Genomic DNA, 15,462 nt, shown 5'->3' with positions numbered 1-15,462 from the left:
CAGGAATCTCATAATATAAAGACCCAGCCATTCTAGATGCCAAATCATTTTTAATACCCAACCTTCCCTCTAACACGTGTAATAACTGCATTGGCTACTTGACTTGCTTTTTCAGCGCCAAATTTTAAAGCGTTATCAATTTCGTGGAGGTTATTCATATAATGGTGGTAGCGTTCACGAGGTTCTGCAAATTTTTCTACAATTAGCTCAAACAAGGCTTGCTTGGCATGACCATAACCATAATTGCCTGCTTCGTAATTGGATTTCATGGTTGCTATTTCGGCTTCTGAAGCCAATAAACTGTATAAAGCAAAACAGTTACAGGTTGCCCAATCTTTAGGGTCTTCTAAAGCGGTACTATCTGTTTGGATAGACATAATTTGCTTACGGAGTTTTTTATCGTCTAAAAAGATATTGATAAAATTGCCACGACTTTTACTCATTTTTTCACCATCGGTTCCAGGAATTAGCATGGTATTGTCTGCTACTTTTCCGGTTGGTAATACAAATGTTTCACCCATTTGCGCATGAAAACGCGAAGCCACATCACGAGTAATTTCTATATGCTGTAATTGGTCTTTTCCAACGGGAATAATTTCTGCATCATAAGCTAAAATATCAGCTGCCATGAGCATCGGGTAATTAAATAACCCAGCATTTACATCTTCTAGTCTGTCGGCTTTGTCTTTAAAACTATGTGCTAGTGTTAAGCGCTGGAATGGAAAAAAACAACTTAAATACCAAGTTAATTCCGTTACTTGAGGAACATCACTTTGTCTATAAAACACGGTTTTTTCAATGTCTAATCCAAAAGCTAACCAGGTTGCAGCGGTGGAATAGGTATTATGTCTTAATTGTTCAGCATCTTTAATTTGGGTTAGGGTATGCAAATTAGCTATAAATAAAAACGAATCGTTTTCGGGTTTATTAGCCATTTCAATTGCTGGTAAAATTGCACCCAAAATATTTCCGAGATGTGGTGTTCCTGTGCTTTGTATGCCTGTAAGTATTCTTGCCATAGTAACTTCCTGCAAAAGCAGGAATCTAGTTTTAAGTTTAAACTTGTTTTTTAATATGTCAAAGGTAATTTTTTTAGCATAAAAGCTCAATTTATTTAAGTAGTTTTGGCCTTCATGATGGTTTTTAAATATATTTTTTGGATTTTTTATCGCATTTGGTTTTACGTACTCGTTGCAGTGCCTATTATTATCTTGTTACCAGTGCTATTTATTTCCATACTTAAAGAATCTTGGTATCCCTATTTCTATAAGTTAGCGCGCATTTGGGCACGGTTTATTTTAATAGGTATGGGTTTTCATACACAGGTATCTTTAGCTGAAAAGCCAAAACGTAAGGCTAGCTATATGTTTATTGCCAATCATACGTCTATGGCTGACATTATGCTCATGCTAGTAGTGTCCAAAAATCCGTTTGTATTTGTTGGTAAAAAAGAATTAGCTAAAATTCCCTTATTTGGATTTTTTTATAAACGCACCTGTATTTTGGTAGATAGAAGTTCAGAAAAAAGTAGGAAAGCAGTTTTTTTAAGAGCGCAGCGACGCTTAAAACAAGGATTGAGTATTTGTATTTTCCCAGAAGGAGGTGTGCCTGATGAGCATGTTATATTAGACGATTTTAAAGATGGTGCGTTTAGGTTAGCCATTAACCATCAAATTCCCATTGTACCTTTGGTGTTCTTGGATAATAAAAAACGGTTTCCATTTACTTTTTTTAGTGGAGGTCCCGGAAAAATGCGTGTTATAGGTCTTCCACTTATTCCAACGGCAGGGTTGCATGTTTCAGATACGAAAGCGTTGAATAAGGATACACGACGTTTGTTACTAGACACTTTAATTGCTAATTAAAAAAAAGCTATTCCTGGCACAGAATAGCTTTTTTAAGTAACATGCTGTTTAATTACATTGAAACAGCATCAATCTAACCAACTAAAAATTAAAATTTATAACTAAAACCAGTATAAACACCTATAATGTAGGGTCTGAAATTACCAGATGTATTATCAAAGCCATTCAATTGGTACTTAAAGGTTGGCTCAAAATTAAATAGGAGTTTCTCTGTGAATTTATAGTTCAGTCCAATTCCTAAATTGGTGCTAAAACTTACACTATTCACATTATTAGCTTCACCTATATAAGTTGTGTATTCTTCAAATTCCGAATATACCTCATTATCATTTAAAAAGAAGGTACTCATACCACCAATAATATGAACACCAAAACGGTTATTAACTAATTTATATTCTAGTTCAACAGGAACTTCATAGTAGCTTAGTCGTTGACTAATAGCAGCATTGTACAATTCATTATTAATTTGCTGAAACCCTAAATTATCACCACTAAAGGCACTCAACGTTTGACTTTCAGGTGCCAAATTAATGTTGCGCAGCGGATTTGTGTTATTTGGAGTATTGGTTGTTGGAGATTCATATAGTATAACATTATCCGTGTCATAACTCAAATTCAATGAACTTATTCCTGAACGAATAGCGAATTTTTTACTAATGGCATAACTCACGTTCACACCATAACTGGTATTGGTTTCACCACTTTTAGAGTTAATTACAAATTCGTTATCAATATGCGAGCCTTTACCTAATGAATTGTAGTAAACAGGGGCAATATTTGCTTGAACTTGCCACCTATTTACTAGTTTTTCATCTTCTTCCTTTTCACTGGTTTCTTCGGCTTGGGCAATAGCTTCCTCAATTGAAGGCGATTCACTAATTAGCGAATCGCCAACCATTAAGTTTTCCTCTTTTTCTTTTTCATTTTGAGGTGTGTTGCTTGACTTAGCATTCCAAGCAATAGCATTTTGCGAACTCGTTTCTTTCAACAGATTTTCGGTTTCCGAAGTAGAAACGGCACGCTGTATGTCAGATGCCGTTTTATTACTTCCATTCTCGCTGTTGATAGTTAAAGCTACCGTATTAGTATTTTGTCTTGTTTTATTTGTAAGGTTATTTGCTGTTGTATTTGTAGTTAAAGCATCCGCTTTGTTCGTTTCTAGATCCGTATTCAGCTCTGATATTTCACTTGATTTATTTACCTGACTTTCCGTTGCATTTTTTGGAGTATCCGAAGTTTTTATAGCTACAGAATTTATAAATTGGTTGTTGGAATTTGAATTGTTAGTGTTTTTTGGGTGGTTTAAAAATTCATTTTTATTTGAATTTGATGTATTTTCTTGACTAGTAATTCCATTATTAATACCATTGTTACCATTGTTATTTGGATTATTTAGGTCGTTACTAGTGTTATTTAAGGTGTTTAACTTATTAGAATAGTTGTTATTATTCGTGTTAGCAACCCTTGTATTTCTGCCTGAAGATGAAGTTGCTTTCTGTTGATTTGATAAAATGGTATCTGAATTCTTTTCAGAATTGTAACTTACTATTGGGTTTTCAGTACTATCTACTTCAGTATTTATGAGACTATTATTATTTGATTCAGAACTTTTATTTGAAGCGGATTGCGAATTGACAACCACTGAATTATTTTGGTTTACTGAACGATCATTAGCTATACTATCTATTTTATCAGAATTTGATGATTTATTATCTGTTTGAACTTTTGTGTCAACAGTTTTCTTATTGGAAGAATCAGGATTGTTAGATTCAGTAAAAATAAAAGAACCAATAGTAACGAAAATTGCTAAAATGGCTGCAACACTTGCAATTTTCAGCCAGATTGGAAGTGTTTTTTTAGGTTTTTCTGTTCCTAATACCATCTCGCTTTGAATTTTAGACCACAATTCAGGGTTTGGCTTTACCTCAAAATCCTTAAAGGATTCTTGGAAAATTCTATCGATGTGTTTTTTATTACTCATTATTATAATGATTGCGAGTTGAAACCCGCTTTATAGGCTTCAATTTTATCTTTTAATATTTTTCGTGCTCTTGCCAAATTCGATTTTGATGTACCATCATTAATATTCAATAAATCAGCTATTTCCTTATGCGAATATCCATCTAAAACGTACATGTTAAATACCAACCTATACCGATCTGGCAGCTCTTGAATAATTTTCAAAAGAAAATCGAGCGAAATGTCATTATCATCAATTTCTATATCTTCATCTTCAATGAAATCTTCATTAATAATTTCAAAAACGCCTTGATTTCTGTAGCGTTGCAAAGCTGTATTAATGGCAATGCGTTTTAACCAACCTTCAAATGAACCTTTATTATTAAACTGACTAATTTTGCTAAAAATAGTCAAAAACGCATCCTGCAGATTGTCTTCCGCTTCGGCGTAATTCCGTGAATACTTCAAGCAAACCGAAAATAATTTACTCGAAAAGAGTTGGTATAATTCGCTTTGTGCTTGAGTATCATGATTACTACATTTTTGTATGAGTTGATTTAAACTCACATGAAACACATTTAGTTAAACATTAATTAATTGACTACAGGAACTTCAAAAATGATAAACTCATCTTCTCCTGATCCATTGCTCCCATGCCAAAATTTAAATACATACGTATTTTTGTCTCTGATAGGTTTGATTTTAAATGATTTTTCTACCGTTTCTGTAATTGGAGGGCAATCATTATTTTCATTATAAACAGCAGACATAACAGCTATCATGTATCCATCTGATTCAATTTGAGAATAAATGTCTTTATAAACATGACATTCTGTAGGTCTAATATATGTTAAGAAAATTTCATATTCTTGACCAACTACAAATTCATTTGGAACCATAGCACTTTCTACAGGCAATAAGATTACATTGTTTGGCTGTACATCATCATTAACACTACAGGCAAATGATAGAAATATTAATAGGCAAACAAACAATTTTTTCATAATTCGAGGCAAACCTTAAACAGTGTGTTTCACTCTGTAGATGTAAGAAATGTAAAATGGTTGCGTTGCGATATAAAAAAATCCCAAATAATTTGGGATTTTTTTAAATTTAAGCTGATTTAATGAGCTCTTTTATTTTGGTTTCCAACTCATCCATAAGTTCAGGATTGTCTTTTATAAGCGCCTTAACAGCGTCTCGACCTTGTCCTAATTTGGTGTCGCCATAACTAAACCAAGAACCCGCTTTTTTAATTACATCAAACTCAACAGCGATATCTAAAATTTCACCTACTTTAGAAATACCTTCGCCGTACATAATATCAAATTCAGCCATTTTAAATGGTGGTGCTACTTTATTTTTTACAACTTTAACTCTGGTTTTATTTCCTTGCACATCACCATCTGTGTCTTTTATTTGTGTAGAGCGTCTAATATCTAAACGAACAGATGCATAAAATTTAAGGGCGTTTCCACCCGTTGTTGTTTCTGGATTTCCAAACATAACGCCAATTTTTTCACGTAACTGATTAATGAAAATTACAGTACAATTGGTTTTACTTATAGAAGCGGTTAGCTTACGTAAGGCTTGGGACATTAAACGTGCATGCAGTCCCATTTTAGAATCGCCCATTTCGCCCTCAATTTCGCTTTTTGGTGTTAATGCAGCTACCGAGTCAATAACAACAATATCAATAGCACCAGAACGAATTAAATTATCGGCAATCTCTAGAGCTTGTTCTCCATTATCAGGTTGGGAAATAATTAAATTGTCAATATCAACAGCTAACTTTTCAGCATAGGTTCTGTCAAAGGCATGTTCTGCATCAATAAAGGCTGCAATACCGCCTGCTTTTTGCGCTTCCGCAATAGCGTGTAAGGTTAAAGTGGTTTTACCAGAAGATTCTGGGCCATATATTTCAATAACACGACCTCTTGGGTACCCGTTAACTCCTAAAGCAATATCTAACCCTAAAGAACCTGATGAAATTGCATCTACATCAACTACAGCTTGATCACTCATTTTCATGACAGTCCCTTTACCGTAAGCTTTGTCTAATTTATCTAAAGTTAATTTTAACGCTTTTAATTTAGCTTCTTTTTCGTTGCTCATTTCTGTATTTTTTATCTTGTGAAAGTGCTGCTAAAATACCACTCTTTTTTCACTTTACAATTTTATCACGCAACCTTTTTGTTGTTTTTGCATCTACTTAATAAAGCTGGGAAACTTTTGATATGAGATTTATTAGAAAAATATTATTAATTGGCGAATTAGGCGTTTCAGTAACCGTATTTATAAACGGTAACTGTAAAGCCGATGGAGGTTAGCTCGGATTGTTATTTTTTTGAATTAAAAAAATAGTAATAACGAGTTAGTCTACTTAAAGCACTTTATAAACCTTTATAAAGTGCTTTTTGTTTGATGAAAATTTAGATTCACACAAAAAATAGTACATTTGCAGCTAAAATATTCTTTAACCTTAAACATTCGTATAGCATGCAACTGTACAATACCTTAAGCGCAAAAGAAAGAGCAGAACTTATTGAGCAAGCGGGAAAAGAACGCTTGACTATTTCTTTCTATAAATACGCTAAAATTGACAATCCAAACACGTTTAGAGACCACCTATTTCTAAACTGGAATACACTAGACGTTTTAGGACGTATATATGTGGCTCATGAAGGCATAAATGCCCAACTTTCTGTGCCAGCAGACAATTTCACGTTGTTTAAAAATCATTTAGATACCATTTCTTTTTTAGAAAATGTCCGATTAAATATAGCCATTGAACATGATAATTTTTCATTTTTAAAATTGAAAATAAAAGTTCGCGATAAAATTGTGGCCGATGGGCTGAATGATGACACGTTTGATGTTACCAATAAAGGTATTCATGTAGAAGCCGAACAATTTAATCAACTTATTGACGATCCAAATGTGGTTTTAGTAGATATGCGAAATCACTATGAAAGTGAAATTGGACATTTTATTAATGCCGTTAAACCAGATGTGGATACCTTTCGAGAATCTTTAGATATTATTGAAGCGGATTTAAAAGACCATAAAGAAGATAAAAAACTAGTCATGTATTGTACAGGTGGTATTCGTTGCGAAAAAGCCAGTGCTTATTACAAACACAAAGGGTTTAAAAATGTGTATCAATTAGAAGGTGGTATTATTAATTATGTACGCCAAGTGGAAGCCAAAGGATTAGAGAATAAGTTTATTGGTAAGAATTTTGTGTTTGATGAACGTCGTTCAGAGCGTATTTCTGAACATGTTATTGCGCAATGTCACCAATGTGGTGAACCAGCCGACTTGCATACCAATTGTGCAAATGAGGCTTGTCATTTACTTTTTATTCAATGTGATACGTGTAAAGAAACCATGGAAAACTGCTGTTCTTCTACCTGTCAAGAAGTTATTCAGCTACCATATGAAGAACAAAAAGCACTTCGTAAAGGACAGGGTAATAGCAATGATATATTTAAAAAAGGTCGAGCGGATTATTTGCCGTTTAAAAAAGACTTACGTAACATTTTTGAAAATTTCAAGAAGCCTAATTAATTCTTAAAAAGCTTAAGTTATGCAACAGATAGAATTAATGGCACCTGCTGGGAATTTTGAGTCGCTTCAAGCAGCATTAGATAATGGTGCAAATTCTATTTATTTTGGTGTAGACCAATTAAATATGAGAGCTCGTGCAACGGTTAATTTTACCATAGCCAATTTACCTGAAATTGTAACGCGATGTGAGGAAAAAAACGTTAGAACCTATTTAACCTTAAACACCATTATTTACGATCACGATTTATCTGTTGTAAAAACGGTTTTAAAACAAGCCAAAGAAGCCAATATTACAGCTGTTATTGCTATGGATCAAGCTGTAATTTCAGCTGCACGTGAAATTGGAATGGAAGTGCATATTTCTACACAATTAAATATTACCAATATCGAAACCGTTAAGTTTTATGCCCTCTTTGCGGATACTATGGTATTAAGTCGTGAATTGAGTTTAAGACAAGTAAAAAAAATTACCGAACAGATAGAAAAAGAGCAAATAAAAGGGCCTTCAGGTAGATTGGTGGAAATTGAAATTTTTGGTCATGGTGCACTTTGTATGGCTGTTTCTGGAAAATGCTATATGAGTTTGCATTCACATAACTCTTCGGCAAATAGAGGTGCTTGCAAACAAAATTGTCGAAAAAAATATACCGTTATCGATCAGGAAACTGGTTTTGAAATGGAATTAGATAACGAATACATCATGTCTCCAAAGGACTTATGTACCATTGATTTTTTAGATGAAATTGTTAACGCTGGAATTAAAGTTTTAAAAATTGAAGGTCGCGGACGCGCACCAGAATATGTCGCTAAAGTTATTAAATGCTATCGTGATGCCATTGATAGTGTTCGTAACGATACATACAGTAAAGAAAACGTTATTTCTTGGATGCAGGAGTTGGAAAAGGTATATAATCGTGGGTTTTGGAGCGGTTATTATCTAGGTCAAAAGTTAGGTGAGTGGAGTACAGGTTCAGGTTCTCATGCCACTCAAAAAAAAGTATATTTAGGTAAAGGAACCCATTTTTATCCAAAAGCTAAAATTGGGGAATTTAAAATAGAAGCTTTTGATTTAACACTAGGCGATACCATTTTAATAACGGGTCCAACTACAGGTGCTAAAGAAATGGAAGTAACCGACATGATGGTAAACAATACAAAATCTGGGAAAGGATCTAAAGGCGATTTTGTTACAATCCCTATTGATTTTAGAATCAGGCCTTCAGATAAATTGTATAAAATTGTTGAAAACAAAGTAGAAGCTTAATGGTAATTATTACCTTACAACGAAATAAATGCATAGGTTGCAACTACTGTGTGGAAATGGCGCCAAACCAATTTCAGATGTCAAAAAAAGATGGGAAAACTGTCTTGTTGCATGGAAAAGAAAAAAAAGGTTTTTTTACATTCAAATCTAATGATTTCAACATTTTAGAGCCTTGTGAAAATGCTTCAAAAGCCTGTCCAGTAAATATTATTAACGTAAAATTAAATTGATTAATAAATTTAGAATGAACGTTTACAAGCTGCTAAAATTAAACAGAAAAGTAAAAAGCCACAGGATTAAATTTCTTGGCCTTTATTTGTTACATACGTTCAATAAACGCTATTTAGCAGTAAATCTGGATCCAGTTCTGGCTTGTAATCTGCGTTGTAAAATGTGCTATTTTACAGATGCTGACTACGTTAAAACCTTAAAAGGTCAGTTTAAAGAAGATGAATTAGAACAAGTTGCAAAAACTATTTTTAAACGTGCTTTAAAACTTCAAATAGGTTGTGGTACAGAGCCTACATTATATAAAGATTTGGTAAAGGTTGTGGCATTGGGCAAACAGTATCATGTACCCTATATTTCTATAACAACAAATGCTAATTTATTAGATGAAGAAAAAATAGAAGCACTTTTAAAAGCTGGGTTAAATGAATTTACAATCTCGCTTCATGGTGTCCATAAAGAAAGTTATGAAAGCTTCATGAAAAAGGCCAGTTATGAAAAATTTCATGCAGCTTTCCAAGCATTTGAAAAACTTAAAAAACACTATAAATTTAAAGTCCGGATTAACTATACCTTCAACAAAGATAATTTTTACGAATTGGCTGATTTCTTTGAGCATTTTAATGGTGAAAGCTTTGATATTCTTCAAATTCGTCCCATTCAAAAGATAGGAAATACCGAGTATAATGATTTTGATTTAGAATCGTTAAGAGCAGATTATCCTAGAATAATTAATCAAATTAAAACAAGTTGTAAAGCCAATAATATTACACTTTTAGCCTCAGAAACGATTCCTAATCATGACCAAGTAAACAATTCTAGCTTTATTTTCGATTATACATTTTGCTACATTTCTCCACAAAAATTTTGGCACGAAGGCTTTAATTGGCGCCAAGAAAGCTTTAATGCCTATTCCAAGAAAATAGGTTGGAGTAGGCTTCTGTTTAAAAATATATTTAAATCTAAAACAGAATTAAAATCGCTTTCTAATCGGTTAAACTACGAAATAGAGTTTAATTAATTTCCTTTTAAAAAATAGGCTTTTCAAGTCAGTAGAATAATGGTATATTTACATCTTATAACAGATTATTAATCTTCTTCTGAAACATAAGGTTTCAGAATCAATATATATTATTAATTTATGGCTTGTGGAAGTTGTTCAACAGGAAAAGATGGTCAGCCAAAAGGATGTAAAAACAATGGAACGTGTGGCACCGATAGTTGTAATAAACTAACGGTATTTGATTGGCTTGCAAACATGACATTGCCAAATGGTGAAGAGCCATTTAATTGGGTTGAGGTGCGTTTTAAAAACGGCCGGAAACATTATTATAAAAACACTGAAAATTTAACATTAAGTATTGGTGATGTTGTGGCTACTCAAGCAGAATATGGTCATGATATAGGGATGGTTACTTTAACAGGCGAGCTGGTTCGGGTACAAATGAAACGCAAAAAAGTTTCTGAAACCGACCCAGATTTTTTCAAAATATACCGAAAAGCATCTCAAAAGGATATTGATATTTGGTCTGATGCACGGGATTTGGAAGAACCAATGAAAGTAAAAGCACGTCAGTTTGCTATCGATTTGAAATTACACATGAAAATTTCAGATATTGAATATCAAGGAGATGCCAGTAAAGCAACATTTTACTATACAGCAGAAGAGCGTGTAGATTTTAGGGAGCTAATTAAATTATTTGCTAAAGAATTCAAAACACGTATTGAAATGAAGCAGGTTGGTTTCCGTCAAGAAGCATCTCGTTTAGGAGGAATAGGTTCTTGTGGGCGTGAATTGTGCTGTTCAACTTGGCTAACAGATTTTCGTTCGGTAAGTACGTCAGCTGCTCGATACCAACAACTTTCATTGAACCCATTAAAACTCGCTGGGCAATGTGGTAAGTTAAAATGTTGTTTAAATTACGAACTGGATACCTACCTTGATGCGTTAAAGGATTTTCCGAAAACGGATATTAAACTCTACACAGAAAAAGGAACAGCTGTTTGCCAAAAAACAGATATTTTTAAAGGCCATATGTGGTATGCCTATGAAGGTGAGTGGATGAACTGGCACTTAATTACAACAACACAGGCTAATGATATTATAGCTCTTAATAAACAAAAGAAAAAGCCAGCTAGTCTGGAGGAATATGCTGTTGAATTAATTCAAGATACTAAAAGTGAATATGAAAACGTTGTTGGACAAGATAGTTTAACACGTTTTGATAGTCCAAAACGAAATAAAAAACGTAAAAGTAATAACAGAAAAGGTAATAAGCATCCTAATAAATCAAATAAAGATGCTAATTTAAAAGATAGTAACAGGTCTGGGAGAAATAAGCCAAACGCGCATAAATCCAAGTCTAAAAATAAGCCAAATCCAAGAAAAGAGGCTGTTAATAAAGACGTAAAGGCAAATAATAAAACCAATTTGGATAAATCAAATAAGTCAAGTAAACCAAACCCAAGAAAACGCAAACCACCAGTAAAAAAGAACGATTCAAATGATGCAAAATAAGTTCTTATACCTTATTGCTTTAATAGTGCTTGTATTAATTTCATGCGATTCGAATCGGGTTTATGATACGTATAAATCTGTTCCCAACCAATGGCATAAAGACTCTGTTGTGCAATTTAAATTTCGGGCACCAGATTCTACAAACACCTACAATTTGTTTGTAAACCTACGTAACAACAACAATTATCCATTTAATAATCTTTACTTAATTGTAGAAATGGATTTTCCAAATGGAAGAGTTATAAAGGACACCCTACAATACAAGATGGCTAAACCAAATGGAGAGTTATTAGGAACTGGATTTACGGATATTAAAGAAAGCAAGCTGTGGTATAAAGAAGGTGTTGTTTTTAGTGAATCAGGTGAATATCAAATTAAAATTCAGCAAGCCATGCGCGAAAATGGCAAGGTAAATGGTGTTATAAATTTAAAGGGTATAACAGATGTTGGTTTCCGAATAGAACACGCAACATCTCAAAAACAATAAAAACCATTATCAATTAGTATTTATACAATGTCGAAAAAGAAAGAAGCAAAAAAGCAGGCAACTACAACCAATGAATTTCAGCGTTATGTACGTTGGTTTTGGACATTATTTTTAGGTGGAATTTCAGCTGTTATTTTACTATTTCTATTAGCGTCATGGGGCGTTTTTGGAGAATTACCAGATTATACTATTTTAGAAAATCCAAAAACCAATTTAGCTACTGAAATTATATCTTCAGATTCCAAAACACTCGGAAAATTCTATTTTAATGATAACCGTACACCAGTTAGTTTTGATGAGTTGCCACAAAATTTGGTTGATGCTTTAATAGCCACTGAAGATGCTCGCTATTTTGAACATTCTGGTATAGATGCTCGCGGCACCTTGCGTGCTTTAGTATATTTAGGTTCCAAAGGAGGCGCCAGTACTATTTCGCAGCAATTAGCACGTCAGTTATTTGTTGGTGTCCGCTCTAAAGGCCTAGATAAATACACTCAAAAAGTAAAAGAATGGATAATTGCAACTAAATTAGAAAGGCAATATACTAAAGAAGAAATTATTGCCATGTATTTTAATATTTACGATTTTGGTAATAATGCAGATGGTATTCGCTCGGCAGCCAGTATTTACTTTGATAAAGAGCCTAACGAACTTGAGTTAAAGGAATCTGCTATGTTGGTTGGGATGTTTAAAAACTCATCCTTATACAATCCACGAGATCATAAAAATCCAATAGGAACCAGAAATAGGCGTAATGTGGTATTAGACCAGATGGAAAAGTATGATTACATTACTGAAGAAGTAAGGGATTCACTTCAAAAAACAGAACTAGATTTAAACTACACGCCACAATCACACAGAGATGGAATTGCAACGTATTTCAGAGCCTATTTAGACGGTTTTATGAAAGATTGGATTAAAAATAACCCAAAACCAGACGGTGAAAAATACAACTTATATGGCGATGGATTAAAAGTTTACACCACAATTGATTCACGCATGCAAAGTTATGCAGAAGAAGCTGTACAAAAGCATATGCCAAGATTACAGGCAGAATTTGACAATCAGAACAAACCAGAACGAAATCCAACAGCTCCATTTTTGGAGTTAGATAAAACAGAAATTGAATCACTAATGAATCGTGCCATGCGTCAGTCTGAACGTTGGCGCGTTATGAAAAAAGATGGTAAAAGTGATAAAGAAATCATAGCATCTTTTAATAAACCAACAGCCATGACTATTTTTTCTTGGAAAGGAGAAATAGATACCATTATGAAACCTATGGACTCTATGCGGTATTACAAAAAGTTTTTACATCCTGGTATGATGTCCATGGATCCATTAACAGGACATGTGAAAGCCTGGGTTGGAGGTATGAACTATAGGCACTTTCAATACGACCACGTAAATCAAGGGAAGCGTCAAGTAGGTTCTACATTTAAGCCATTTGTGTATGCCACAGCTATAGATCAATTGCATTTATCGCCATGTTATAAAATGCCACAATCTCAAATAACAATTGAAGCTTTAAAATTTGGAAATCCAGAGCCTTGGACACCAAAAAATTCCGATGGTAATTATGCTGGTGAGTTAACCCTACAGGACGCATTAGCAAACTCTGTAAATACTATTACAGCCCGATTAATGGATAAAGTTGGTCCACAACCCGTAATAGATTTAGTTCAAAAATTAGGTGTTGAATCTAATATTCCAGCTGTACCATCTATAGCGCTAGGAACAGCCGATTTAAGTGTTTATGAAATGGTAGCTGCATACGCTACATTTGCAAATCAAGGTGTTTATACCAAGCCAGTAATGGTTACCCATATTGAAGATAAAAATGGAACCGTTTTATACCAATTCACACCCGAATCGCGCGATGTTATTAGTGCCGAAACAGCCTACGTAACGGTCAAACTTTTAGAAGGAGTTACTCGAGGTGGTTCCGGAACGCGTTTACGTACCAAAGGGGCAGATGCCTACAGAGCTGATTATCGTGAGATTGTTACAGGCTATCCTTACGAATTTAAAAATCCTATTGCAGGAAAAACGGGAACCACACAAAACCAAAGTGACGGTTGGTTTATGGGTATGGTGCCAAATTTAGTAACAGGCGTTTGGGTAGGTGCTGAAGATCGGGCTACACATTTTAGGACTATTACATATGGTCAAGGCGCAGCTATGGCTTTGCCTATTTGGGGTATGTATATGCGCAGCTGTATTGATGATGAAGAATTGGAGATTTCTACAAGCGATTTTGAAGCGCCAAAAGATTTAACCATTCAAGTAGATTGTGAAGATTATAATCCAGATGGTGAAGAAACCACACCAACGGAAGAAATTCCCGATGAGCTTGATTTTTAATAATGAATATTCCTTGAAATTTCAAAAGCCATTCCCTTCCGAATGGCTTTTTTATTTTGTATTTTTCGGAAGCAAAAAAATAGATTATGATTAATAAACAAGTTGCCAATGTTAACGAAGCCTTGCAAGGCGTAACCGATAATATAACCTGTATGTTGGGTGGTTTTGGATTAAGTGGTATTCCAGAAAATTGTATCGCTAAATTGGTAGAATTGGAAGTAAAGGGGTTAACCTGCATTTCTAATAATGCTGGTGTGGACGATTTTGGACTTGGATTATTGCTTCACAAACGTCAAATAAAAAAAATGATATCATCTTACGTTGGTGAGAATGATGAGTTTGAACGCCAAATGTTAAGTGGTGAATTGGATGTGGAGCTTATTCCACAAGGCACGCTGGCTGAACGTTGTCGTGCAGCACAAGCTGGTTTTCCAGCTATTTACACGCCTGCTGGTTATGGTACTGAAGTTGCCGAAGGAAAAGAAACGCGCGAATTTGATGGCAAAATGTATGTGTTAGAACATGCCTTTAAAGCCGATTTTGCTTTTATAAAGGCTTGGAAAGGTGATGCTGCTGGGAATTTAATCTTTAAGGGAACAGCCAGAAACTTTAATCCAAATATGTGTGGTGCAGCCAAAATAACCGTTGTTGAGGTTGAAGAATTAGTACCAGTTGGTGAACTAAATCCCAACCAAATCCATATACCTGGAATTTTTGTGCAACGTATTTTTGAAGGTAAAAACTACGAAAAACGTATTGAGCAACGTACAGTAAGAAAAAGGGATTAAACGATGTGATGATTTGAAAATTTGAAGATGAGGAACGATAAGGAAAATATTATAGTGACGCTAACTTTCAAATTATCATTGAATATCATTGATTTTTCTGAAGAAATTTGAAAGAATCATAAATATGAAATGGCTTCTCAAATATTTAGAAGTGGAACATCTATTGGTTCTAACGTAGCAGAAGCACAGAATGCAGAGAGCAAAAAAGATTTTATTCATAAATTTAAAATTGCGGCTAAAGAAGCAGATGAATTACAGTATTGGTTAAAGTTATGTGAACAATCACAGCATTATCCAACGCCAGACAAACTAATTAATGACGATTTGAAATCCATAATTAAAATTATGTCGAAAATAATATCAAGCAGTAAACAAGGCTAATTTTCAAATCATCAAATTAACAAATCTTCAAATTATTA

15 protein-coding genes are annotated in these 15,462 nt (G+C 34.0%); 10 read left to right on the top strand and 5 right to left on the bottom strand.

The annotated features are described in order from the left end of the window. Positions 1-50 precede the first annotated feature (50 nt). On the bottom strand, positions 51-1,019 hold the full coding sequence (gene trpS / locus BM239_RS02835) for a tryptophan--tRNA ligase (protein ID WP_092206125.1): 969 nt from the start codon (positions 1,017-1,019) through the stop codon (positions 51-53). 114 nt (positions 1,020-1,133) lie between these two features. On the opposite strand from trpS, the gene BM239_RS02830 reads away from it, so the two are divergent. Beyond that, positions 1,134-1,865 carry a lysophospholipid acyltransferase family protein gene (locus BM239_RS02830; RefSeq protein ID WP_092206124.1) on the top strand — a complete coding sequence of 244 codons (732 nt, stop codon included), beginning with the start codon at positions 1,134-1,136 and terminating at the stop codon, positions 1,863-1,865. Between the two features lie 88 nt (positions 1,866-1,953). Here BM239_RS02830 and BM239_RS02825 read toward each other — a convergent pair whose 3' ends face one another. From BM239_RS02825 to recA, 4 genes are all read right to left on the bottom strand, one after another. Beyond that, positions 1,954-3,846 (bottom strand): porin family protein, encoded by a 1,893-nt coding sequence (locus BM239_RS02825; RefSeq protein ID WP_092206123.1) that lies wholly within the window; start codon positions 3,844-3,846, stop codon positions 1,954-1,956. Positions 3,847-3,848: 2 nt separating this feature from the next. Then, complete coding sequence (locus BM239_RS02820) at positions 3,849-4,391, bottom strand: RNA polymerase sigma factor (RefSeq protein WP_092206122.1); 543 nt, start codon at positions 4,389-4,391, stop codon at positions 3,849-3,851. Positions 4,392-4,417: 26 nt separating this feature from the next. After that, complete coding sequence (locus BM239_RS02815; RefSeq protein WP_143094875.1) at positions 4,418-4,840, bottom strand: hypothetical protein; 423 nt, start codon at positions 4,838-4,840, stop codon at positions 4,418-4,420. Between the two features lie 97 nt (positions 4,841-4,937). Continuing rightward, positions 4,938-5,939, bottom strand: coding sequence for a recombinase RecA (recA, locus tag BM239_RS02810; protein WP_092206120.1), 1,002 nt, complete (start codon positions 5,937-5,939; stop codon positions 4,938-4,940). A 384-nt stretch (positions 5,940-6,323) separates the two neighbouring features. Between recA and trhO the strand changes: the two genes are divergently transcribed. The 9 genes from trhO (at position 6,324) to BM239_RS02765 (ending at position 15,424) form a co-directional block, all read left to right on the top strand. After that, entirely contained in the window at positions 6,324-7,394 is a 1,071-nt protein-coding gene (gene trhO / locus BM239_RS02805; protein ID WP_092206119.1) for an oxygen-dependent tRNA uridine(34) hydroxylase TrhO, read from the top strand. Positions 7,395-7,413: 19 nt separating this feature from the next. Next, positions 7,414-8,658 (top strand): peptidase U32 family protein, encoded by a 1,245-nt coding sequence (locus tag BM239_RS02800; protein ID WP_092206118.1) that lies wholly within the window; start codon positions 7,414-7,416, stop codon positions 8,656-8,658. Next, positions 8,658-8,888: a ferredoxin gene (locus BM239_RS02795; protein WP_092206117.1), complete on the top strand. Its 231-nt coding sequence runs from the start codon at positions 8,658-8,660 to the stop codon at positions 8,886-8,888. The genes BM239_RS02800 and BM239_RS02795 overlap by 1 nt, the downstream gene beginning before the upstream one ends. Before the next feature lie 14 nt (positions 8,889-8,902). Beyond that, complete coding sequence (locus tag BM239_RS02790; RefSeq protein ID WP_092206116.1) at positions 8,903-9,907, top strand: radical SAM protein; 1,005 nt, start codon at positions 8,903-8,905, stop codon at positions 9,905-9,907. A gap of 120 nt (positions 9,908-10,027) precedes the next feature. Then, a complete protein-coding gene (ricT, locus tag BM239_RS02785; RefSeq protein WP_092206115.1) occupies positions 10,028-11,404 on the top strand; it encodes a PSP1 domain-containing protein in 1,377 nt (458 codons plus the stop codon). Then, positions 11,391-11,891 (top strand): gliding motility lipoprotein GldH, encoded by a 501-nt coding sequence (locus BM239_RS02780; protein WP_092206114.1) that lies wholly within the window; start codon positions 11,391-11,393, stop codon positions 11,889-11,891. The genes ricT and BM239_RS02780 overlap by 14 nt, the downstream gene beginning before the upstream one ends. A gap of 27 nt (positions 11,892-11,918) precedes the next feature. Next, positions 11,919-14,255 carry a penicillin-binding protein 1A gene (locus tag BM239_RS02775; RefSeq protein WP_092206113.1) on the top strand — a complete coding sequence of 779 codons (2,337 nt, stop codon included), beginning with the start codon at positions 11,919-11,921 and terminating at the stop codon, positions 14,253-14,255. An 86-nt stretch (positions 14,256-14,341) separates the two neighbouring features. Further along, entirely contained in the window at positions 14,342-15,043 is a 702-nt protein-coding gene (locus tag BM239_RS02770; protein WP_092206112.1) for a CoA transferase subunit A, read from the top strand. A 129-nt stretch (positions 15,044-15,172) separates the two neighbouring features. Continuing rightward, on the top strand, positions 15,173-15,424 hold the full coding sequence (locus tag BM239_RS02765) for a four helix bundle protein (protein ID WP_394333911.1): 252 nt from the start codon (positions 15,173-15,175) through the stop codon (positions 15,422-15,424). Positions 15,425-15,462: the final 38 nt, after the last annotated feature.

The sequence above is a fragment of the Algorimicrobium echini genome (assembly GCF_900115185.1).
Classification (GTDB): domain Bacteria; phylum Bacteroidota; class Bacteroidia; order Flavobacteriales; family Flavobacteriaceae; genus Algorimicrobium; species Algorimicrobium echini.
This window is presented reverse-complemented; position numbering and strand designations above follow the sequence as displayed.

Coding starts and splice junctions, on each gene's coding strand:
- BM239_RS02765 (WP_394333911.1), top strand. CDS start 15,173: ATGGCTTCTCAAATATTTAGAAGTGGAACATCTATTGGTTCTAACGTA.
- BM239_RS02800 (WP_092206118.1), top strand. CDS start 7,414: ATGCAACAGATAGAATTAATGGCACCTGCTGGGAATTTTGAGTCGCTT.
- BM239_RS02795 (WP_092206117.1), top strand. CDS start 8,658: ATGGTAATTATTACCTTACAACGAAATAAATGCATAGGTTGCAACTAC.
- BM239_RS02830 (WP_092206124.1), top strand. CDS start 1,134: ATGATGGTTTTTAAATATATTTTTTGGATTTTTTATCGCATTTGGTTT.
- BM239_RS02770 (WP_092206112.1), top strand. CDS start 14,342: ATGATTAATAAACAAGTTGCCAATGTTAACGAAGCCTTGCAAGGCGTA.
- trhO (WP_092206119.1), top strand. CDS start 6,324: ATGCAACTGTACAATACCTTAAGCGCAAAAGAAAGAGCAGAACTTATT.
- BM239_RS02780 (WP_092206114.1), top strand. CDS start 11,391: ATGATGCAAAATAAGTTCTTATACCTTATTGCTTTAATAGTGCTTGTA.
- recA (WP_092206120.1), bottom strand. CDS start 5,939: ATGAGCAACGAAAAAGAAGCTAAATTAAAAGCGTTAAAATTAACTTTA.
- BM239_RS02825 (WP_092206123.1), bottom strand. CDS start 3,846: ATGAGTAATAAAAAACACATCGATAGAATTTTCCAAGAATCCTTTAAG.
- BM239_RS02775 (WP_092206113.1), top strand. CDS start 11,919: ATGTCGAAAAAGAAAGAAGCAAAAAAGCAGGCAACTACAACCAATGAA.
- BM239_RS02790 (WP_092206116.1), top strand. CDS start 8,903: ATGAACGTTTACAAGCTGCTAAAATTAAACAGAAAAGTAAAAAGCCAC.
- ricT (WP_092206115.1), top strand. CDS start 10,028: ATGGCTTGTGGAAGTTGTTCAACAGGAAAAGATGGTCAGCCAAAAGGA.
- trpS (WP_092206125.1), bottom strand. CDS start 1,019: ATGGCAAGAATACTTACAGGCATACAAAGCACAGGAACACCACATCTC.